Annotated in this window: 7 protein-coding genes; 6 read left to right on the plus strand and 1 reads right to left on the minus strand. The window is 49.6% G+C overall.

What is annotated here, in order from left to right; translation table 11 throughout:
* Positions 1-44 precede the first annotated feature (44 nt).
* The 5 genes from ACFPYJ_RS11935 (at position 45) to folE (ending at position 3,660) form a co-directional block, all read left to right on the plus strand.
* Positions 45-596 (plus strand): DUF402 domain-containing protein, encoded by a 552-nt coding sequence (locus tag ACFPYJ_RS11935; protein ID WP_379188364.1) that lies wholly within the window; start codon positions 45-47, stop codon positions 594-596.
* Positions 597-601: 5 nt separating this feature from the next.
* Positions 602-1,267: a signal peptidase I gene (gene lepB / locus ACFPYJ_RS11940; RefSeq protein WP_379188365.1), complete on the plus strand. Its 666-nt coding sequence runs from the start codon at positions 602-604 to the stop codon at positions 1,265-1,267.
* A gap of 65 nt (positions 1,268-1,332) precedes the next feature.
* Positions 1,333-2,508, plus strand: coding sequence for a tRNA epoxyqueuosine(34) reductase QueG (gene queG, locus ACFPYJ_RS11945; RefSeq protein ID WP_379188374.1), 1,176 nt, complete (start codon positions 1,333-1,335; stop codon positions 2,506-2,508).
* Between the two features lie 303 nt (positions 2,509-2,811).
* On the plus strand, positions 2,812-3,030 hold the full coding sequence (locus ACFPYJ_RS11950) for a YneF family protein (RefSeq protein WP_379188366.1): 219 nt from the start codon (positions 2,812-2,814) through the stop codon (positions 3,028-3,030).
* 36 nt (positions 3,031-3,066) lie between these two features.
* Positions 3,067-3,660 carry a GTP cyclohydrolase I FolE gene (folE, locus tag ACFPYJ_RS11955; RefSeq protein WP_379188367.1) on the plus strand — a complete coding sequence of 198 codons (594 nt, stop codon included), beginning with the start codon at positions 3,067-3,069 and terminating at the stop codon, positions 3,658-3,660.
* Between the two features lie 239 nt (positions 3,661-3,899).
* Here folE and ACFPYJ_RS11960 read toward each other — a convergent pair whose 3' ends face one another.
* Positions 3,900-5,030: an alpha/beta hydrolase gene (locus ACFPYJ_RS11960; protein WP_379188368.1), complete on the minus strand. Its 1,131-nt coding sequence runs from the start codon at positions 5,028-5,030 to the stop codon at positions 3,900-3,902.
* Positions 5,031-5,372: 342 nt separating this feature from the next.
* Between ACFPYJ_RS11960 and ACFPYJ_RS11965 the strand changes: the two genes are divergently transcribed.
* A complete protein-coding gene (locus tag ACFPYJ_RS11965; protein WP_379188369.1) occupies positions 5,373-6,119 on the plus strand; it encodes an IclR family transcriptional regulator in 747 nt (248 codons plus the stop codon).
* Positions 6,120-6,413: the final 294 nt, after the last annotated feature.

Genomic DNA, 6,413 nt, shown 5'->3' on the forward strand with positions numbered 1-6,413 from the left:
TATGCTTTTCTTATAGTAAGAACTTCTATGGGAGCCGCAGCGATATGGAACATTACCTTCCTTCTGTTATTAAAAGCTTCAAGCATGATGGTCATCTGCACCGGATGTGGATGGAAAATTGGCTTGTTCCAACCGCCCTGCTGCATCCCGATCATGCCGCAGAGTCGATGCATGTTTTGATTAACAAGCAGACTCCCATACAAGAAGCCGATGGCAAGCAGTGGATCAGTCGAGTGCCGGCTGTATCTTTCTTTATTCCCGGGCAATGGTTTAATGTGGTCGGGCTCTTGGAGGATACCGGTCTGCGTTATTACTGTAATATCGCATCCCCGCCATTTGTTCAGAATGAAATCCTTACTTATATTGATTACGATCTCGATGTTATTGTTCTAAGCGGAGGCAAGCCGCAGGTGGTGGATCAAGAGGAATATGAGCTGCATAAGACGGTGTACCACTACTCACAGGAAGTGATTCTTAAGGTGATGGACGGCCTAGAAGCATTGTTGGCCCGCATTAGTCTGAGGCAGGCTCCATTTGATGAAGAAATCATTACAGCTTATTATGACATGTGGCATAAACAGACAGGCGAGGTGTAGCTTTGATGAACCTGTATTCAGACTCCTCTCATGACACAGAACCGACTACGATCGGACCTCGTAAACGATCACATGCTCAGGCTGCAGTAAAACCTCCGAAAGAAAAACCGGGTAAAGCAGGCAAACAAGGCAGCAATAAGCCTCCCTGGATTACCGAGGTGTGGGATTGGTCCAGGACACTTAGTATTGCGGTTATTGTTGTGCTGCTGTTTCATTATTTTGTTTTCAACCTATCGACGGTAAAAGGGCAGTCCATGGAACCCACCCTGTACGAGAAGGAATGGCTCTTCATTAACAAATATACGTATAAGTTCGGCGGCTCGCCGGAGAGAAGTGATATCATCATCCTCAAAGATCCGTCTGAGGGAGTAGGCAAAAAGGAGTATTTGGTTAAACGGGTTGTGGGTATACCGGGTGATACGATCGAAATTAGACAAGGCCAGCTATACCGGAACGGACAATTAGTTGTTGAGTCCTATACGGATACGGAAATTGAAGATTTGGATTACGGGCCGCTTAAGCTCGATGACGACCGTTATTTTGTAATGGGAGATAACCGTCATGCCCGCGCGAGTAAGGACAGCCGTATTTTTGGGCCCGTATCGAAAGATATGATTCGAGGCCGTGCGGATTTTATCCTATGGCCCATTATTAAATTAAACAGCTTGTAGAACATAGCTGTAAGAGGAGGTCCCGGGTGGACAGCCAAACAACATGGGACAAGCTGAAGACCGATATGAAAGCTGCGGCGGCCGGGCTTGGCATTGATAAAATAGGAATTGCATCGGCGGGGCCTTTCACAGAGCTGAAACAGCGCCTTGTCAGGCATCGTGAGCTCGGATACGAATCCGGCTTCGAGGAGTCTGACCTGGATAAACGAACCGAGCCCGCGCTGCTGTTCGATAATCCGCAGTCGATTATCGCGATTGCAATTGCGTATCCTTCTAAGCTCCAGGATCCGCCAAAATCGGAACCCGGGGCAAGGCGCGGCATACTCTCGCGTTCTGCATGGGGGGATGATTACCATAATGTCCTGCGTGAGCGTCTGTCGCGGCTTGAAGCATGGCTTAAAGAGCGGGTGCCATCGTGCCGGGTATTAAGTATGGTGGATACCGGTGCGCTGTCAGACCGGGCCGTAGCGGAGCGTGCAGGGATCGGTTGGAGCGGGAGCAACTGCTCCATCATTACACCGGAATGGGGCTCTTGGGTGTACCTTGGCGAGATGATCACGAATTTGCCGCTGCCGCCGGATAAGCCGGTCACTGAGAGCTGCGGCGAATGCACCGCTTGTATTGATGCTTGCCCAACCGATGCGCTTGTCGGACCGGGCCAGTTGAACGCACAGCGGTGTATTTCTTTTGTGACGCAGACGAAAGGCGTTGTAACCGATGAGCTGATGCGGAAGATCGGCAATCGCTTATATGGCTGTGACACGTGCCAAGTCGTATGCCCCGAGAACAAGGGGAAGAATTGGACGCATCATCCTGAGCTCCAGCCTGATAACGAGAAGGCCAAACCGCTGCTTGTTCCGCTGCTTACGATCGGTAATCGGGAGTTCAAAGAAATATACGGCTCAACCTCATCGGCATGGCGGGGGCGAAAGCCGATTCAGCGTAACGCGGTTATTGCACTTGGGAACTTTAAGGAAGCAAGTGCGGTCCCTGAGCTTACAGAGGTGTTAATGAATGATCCGCGTTTCGAGCTGCGGGCTACAGCGGCATGGTCGCTTGGACGCATAGGCGGCACTGCAGCTTTAGAGGCGCTTGAGCGGGCACGAGCGCGTGAACAGGACAAGACTGTTCTAGAGGCGATACATGCAGCTTGGACAAGCCTGAGGGAGTCTGAGGCGGCGACAGTGGCGAGTTCTCTGGATGAGGTTGTAATCGTGGACAAACGAAAGCAGCGCGAATGATCAGAGAAAAAGTAGGTGCGCCCGTGTGATACGTCGATATCGAAGCAGCCGAGCCTGATCATTTGCTGGGGAAGTTAATCTTAGCGCATGGGGCGTCCTGTTGATCGCCTGCCGGAGCGGGAAAACGATGATTCTATTTTGAGAGCCGCGAGATTGATTGGGCCAAGGAAAACACGGTGTTTATTGAATAAGTGTGAGGTTAATTTTCCGGTCGCTTTTGTTTGCGATTGCAGGTGTGTACATGCTATGATAGGTTGCGATGTGAGGTTATATAATTACAGATAAGGTATGGTGAGAGAAACAATGTGGACAGTCATTATTGCAATTGTGGCACTCATAGTCGGAGCCGTAGGCGGTTTCTTTATAGGTGTGTACTACTTGCGCAAACAGCTTGAGAAAATGCAGAACGACCCAGAAATGCTGAAAAAAATGGCAAAACAAATGGGCTACAATATGAATAACCAGCAAATGCAAAAAGCGCAGCAAATGATGAAAAATCACCGACCAGGCGGACGCAGATAAGCTGCTTGTTCAGGTAAGGAAGGGGGACGAATGAATATGGCGGGTAAAAAAGATTACGTCAATTCGATCGTTTCAAATAACCGTGAACAGATTGAGTATCATATTAAAGAGATTTTAAGCTTGATTGGAGAAAACGTAGACCGCGAAGGGCTATTCGAAACTCCAGCTCGTGTAACGCGAATGTATGAGGAGATTTTTGCAGGGTATGATGTAGACCCGCGCGATGTGCTCGGAGTAACATTCGATGAGCAGCACGAGGAGCTGGTTATTGTAAAAGATATCGTTTATTACAGTCAATGCGAACATCATATGGCGCCTTTCTTTGGCAAGGTCCATATTGGATATATTCCGAGCGGTAAAATCGCCGGTCTCAGCAAATTTGCCCGGCTCGTCGATGCCATTACAAGACGTCTTCAAGTTCAGGAACGGATTACATCGCAAATTGCCGATATTATGGATGAAGTATTGAGGCCTAACGGCATTATGGTCGTCGTGGATGGCGAGCATTTATGCATGTGCGCGCGCGGTGTGAAGAAGTATGGAAGCAAGACCGTTACTTCAGCCGTGAGAGGCGAATTCCGCAAAAGCTCAGCGCTGCGTTCGGAATTTCTATCGTTGATTAAAGACTAACCAGAGGTATCGGCCAAGCGCCATCCTTCTGGTGGAGGAATGATTTTCTTCCCTCACAAGTATTTAAAAAAGGGCACTCCTTATATGACCGCAGCTTGCGGCATTAAGGGGTGCCTTTTTAGATCGTAATTACATAAACATGTGTTGATGCATCTCGAGCGACTCACGAACAAACACTCATAATCTGCAGCGTAGGTTTTGAGTGTTTGAACGACTTTGGTACGAAGTACCACGGGAGGTCAAACACCAAAACCTGCGCCAGCTTTGAAATTAGCGTCCACTTGGCTTAAGAATAAGGCAGCACGCGTGATGTATTCCTTCGAGCGGGTTTGGAACAGCATTTCATGTTTGCCGCCTTTGACAATCCATTCCCGCGAGAGCGGATTGGACTGTCCGGCAGCGATGTGCTCGGCTGTCTCAAGCGGAGCTTTGACATCGTCGGTGCCGTGCATAATATACATAGGGATATCGTAGGCTGTCGATAACACCTGTTTAGTCGGTATTTTGCTGAAATTAGTTCCTGTGAAAAACTGCAGCATCCACTCAATCAGCGGAATAGAAGGGTATCGCGGAATATCCAAATACTGACTGACGTTGCCGTACAGGGATTCGGAGCTGGTTAAAAATAAGCTGTCGAGCAGCAAAGCATCGATTTTGTCGGTAGAGTCCGTTTGCAGTGCAGCCTGCAGTGCAGTGCCGGCTCCCATAGAGAAACCCCAGACGACAACCTGATCGGCGCCTTGCTGACGCGCATATTGAACGGCAGCAAGCAGCTGCTGGGATTCTTCGATCCCGCCGGTTGCGGGCGAGCGATCATCGGAAGAGGCGTACCCGTAATCAAACATAAAAACATTATAATGCAGACGATGGAGCAAATTAGCTAAATCGTACATAGGAACCCAAGTTTCTTCCCGGTTCGCGCCATACCCGTGACTGAAAACGATTGTGCGGCTGGAAGATGCCGCAGTCAGAGCAGCGGTACCTCCTGCTTGACCTTTGGCTGATGCAAGAGCTGCATGATCAGAACCGTCACCATTTCCGGCGATGGAAGGAATATACCAGCCGTGAACGTTGGTACGTCCGCTTTTGCTGGGAAAGGTAACATCTGTATAGTCCAGATTCTTAGCCAGCTTAGGATTAGAGGTTAATGGCGCTACATAAGGATGGGCGATTACCCAGGCAGCATAACCGTGAAAAGCCAGCACAGCAACAAGTATCATAGCGGTAAAGGCAGATAAAATTGCAATCGCAATATGCTTGCGGCGGGCAAGAAGGATCATTCTCTCCGTTGATAGCGGAGAAGGATTAGGGGAAGGTAATAGGCCAGGCGTGAATCCGCCGGCAGGAATGGGTGTCATCATTGTGCTCATGGTGAAGTCCCCCTCTATGAATCATATGAAAGCGCTTCAAGTGGTTCTATACTCCTATCGTATGGTGATAACGACAGCCTGTCAATGCATGTCGATATATTGTTAACGTCCTGTAATATGACTGTAAAATAATACGTGTAATCGAATGGAAGCTTTACCACAGTATGAAAATTAAGGTATACTAGGTGTAACTAAGTTTCATTCAATGAAACATGAAAACGGACGCTTATTAGCGGCGATTGAATATAAGAAAACAGCAGCTGCAGGTCTAAACCTGTGTATGAAAAAAAGCTCATGCTTAGAGCAAGTTTGCTTCGCAAAGCTCTCAGGAGGGAAGCGTATATGTCGGAGGATGGCAAATCGACGGTTCGTGCCGTAGAACGGGCGCTTGATATATTACTTTGTTTTACGACAAATAGTGAATGGGCCATGACCGAGATTGCCGAGAATGTCGGCCTTCATAAGAGCACGGTGCACCGCATGCTCGCAACACTGGAGGAGCGGGGATTTGTTGTGCGTGATCCAGCCTCAGACCGATACAGACTCGGCCTTCGGATCTGGGAATTGTCGGCCAATATGTCTGGCGCAGACGATCCCGCCGTCATCGGCTTACCGGAGATGGAACGGCTCGGGGCTATGCTGGGCGAGACGATCAGTCTCTATCTGCGTGACGGCGATGAACGGATACGCATTCAAGCGGTCCAAAGCAGCCAAGCTGTCCGGAGGGTTGCTCCGGTCGGGGCTAGAATGCCGTTATATGTCGGGGCATCCAGCAAGGTTCTCCTCGCATTCGAGGACGTGCAGAAGCGGGAGGAGCTGCTCAGGGTAATCACTTGGCCGGATTCCTTCGACAAAGAGCAGTTCTGCGAGCAGCTGGAGGAGATACGCAGGCTCGGGTATGCCACAAGCATTGAAGAGCGTGAGCAGGGCGCAGCAGCCGTGTCCTCGCCGATCTTCACGCGAGGAGGCAAGCTGGTCGCTGCCTTGTCGGTCTCTGGACCGGCCAATCGGCTAACCCTTGAGAAAATGCGCGAGCAGGCGCCTGCGATCATTGAAGCATCTGCAAGACTAGGCGCTATGCTGAAGTAGGGCCTGCTGGAGCACCCGCTGGACCAAGAAGCTGTCTTCGCATGAAGGCATGTGGGAACAGCTTAAAGAAAGGCAAAGAGAAATGTCTCAATAAGACGATACATACGAGCGAGCGTGACGGAAAAGAAAGTCTCGAGTATAAGCGAGACAGAAAAAGGTCTTGAGTAACGAGCGAGACAGAAAAGAAGCGCTCAAATATCAAAAAAAAGCTATTCCGCTTGGCCCATTGGTCATACCCCTGTCAAGTAGACATTAGAAAAAAGCTATGCTGCCAGCGCGCACCGGTATTCAATC

It is taken from the genome of Paenibacillus solisilvae (assembly GCF_042656405.1).
GTDB classification, from domain to species: Bacteria; Bacillota; Bacilli; order Paenibacillales; family Paenibacillaceae; genus Paenibacillus_Z; species Paenibacillus_Z solisilvae.

Coding starts and splice junctions, on each gene's coding strand:
- ACFPYJ_RS11935 (WP_379188364.1), top strand. CDS start 45: ATGGAACATTACCTTCCTTCTGTTATTAAAAGCTTCAAGCATGATGGT.
- queG (WP_379188374.1), top strand. CDS start 1,333: ATGAAAGCTGCGGCGGCCGGGCTTGGCATTGATAAAATAGGAATTGCA.
- folE (WP_379188367.1), top strand. CDS start 3,067: ATGGCGGGTAAAAAAGATTACGTCAATTCGATCGTTTCAAATAACCGT.
- lepB (WP_379188365.1), top strand. CDS start 602: ATGAACCTGTATTCAGACTCCTCTCATGACACAGAACCGACTACGATC.
- ACFPYJ_RS11950 (WP_379188366.1), top strand. CDS start 2,812: ATGTGGACAGTCATTATTGCAATTGTGGCACTCATAGTCGGAGCCGTA.
- ACFPYJ_RS11965 (WP_379188369.1), top strand. CDS start 5,373: ATGTCGGAGGATGGCAAATCGACGGTTCGTGCCGTAGAACGGGCGCTT.
- ACFPYJ_RS11960 (WP_379188368.1), bottom strand. CDS start 5,030: ATGAGCACAATGATGACACCCATTCCTGCCGGCGGATTCACGCCTGGC.